This is a genomic window from Seohaeicola zhoushanensis (genome assembly GCF_014656415.1).
Taxonomy (GTDB): Bacteria; Pseudomonadota; Alphaproteobacteria; order Rhodobacterales; family Rhodobacteraceae; genus Seohaeicola_A; species Seohaeicola_A zhoushanensis.
In genome coordinates this window covers 1-1,063 of record NZ_BNCJ01000068.1, presented here as the reverse complement: position 1 = coordinate 1,063, position 1,063 = coordinate 1, and the positions used below count along the sequence as shown (strand labels likewise).

General features: G+C 66.0%; 1 protein-coding gene. It reads left to right on the top strand.

Features of this window, described 5'->3' with window-relative positions; all coding sequences use genetic code 11:
* Positions 1-96: 96 nt before the first annotated feature.
* On the top strand, positions 97-1,063 hold a 967-nt coding region (locus IE266_RS26735), incomplete at its 3' end, for a hypothetical protein (RefSeq protein ID WP_189683183.1).

Genomic DNA, 1,063 nt, shown 5'->3' with positions numbered 1-1,063 from the left:
TCGACGACACGCCCGAAACTCTTCGTACTTTCTATGGCTGGCTCAACGCGATCAAGCTCGTCGAGCGGGGGCAGGATCTGATGATTGGATTGATGGATGAGTAAGACCTACGACACCCGCAGCCGCGAGGAGCTCCTCTCGGCGCCGCACTTCGCCCCCTACCTGGGGGCAGGGCGCCTGGCTGAGATCGGTCTGCGCGAGTTGCGCACGCTCGATGCGTTTTTCCTCTATGCGGCGGCACAGGATATCTCGGTGCCGGAGGTCGAGGATTTCCTGGCCTTCGTCGCGGAGGACACCTCGCCACGTCGGCTCGAAAACCTGAGGACGGCTTTCGATCGATTGCTGCCCGACGGCACGCCGGTGCTGCGCACCATCCGGGATGCAATCCGCATCAAACAGCCCCGCAGCCGCGTCTGCGACCGAACGGATCGCGGGACGCTTCTCGCCAGCCTGGCGATGGCGCCTTATCGGGATTTGCCTGCGATGGCGGAGCTTGGGCTCGAGGACCTGCGGGTCTTTGCGCGGTTCCTCGACTTCAGTGAAGCCCGGTCGATCACGGTTCCGACGGTCGACGACTATCTGGCCTTCGCCGGGGATGTCGCCTCGAGCCGGCGCCTGCGGTCGCTCAAGATCGCGATCGAGACGCTGTTGCCGGGCAGTCCGGCCGCCCATGTCATCCTGGCGGAGGCCATTGCGCGGAAATCTCCCCCGTGCGTGTCTCGCGCAGGCAGCAAGCCCCGGCCGCCGGCAGCCCGCCGGGTCGAGCTCGAAGATCTGCCGGACGAGTGGAGGGCACAGCTCTCCCGCATGCGGGTCGGCGCCGTCGCGGTCCATGAGCGTGCCTATGCTGCCTCGGTAATCGACAGCATGATCGAAGTCCTGCGCGAATATGCGCGGGTCCAGATTGATGCGGGGGCCGAGGTAGCCATTACCATCGAGGGCATTCGCCGCATGGAAGCCCGACGGACAGAGCTGGCGCCGGATGCCGAGACGGCCCGTTACACGCTCCAGGGGGATCGCCCGGCCACCCGGCACACCGCAGTCATGCGGCTTCGGCAGTTCG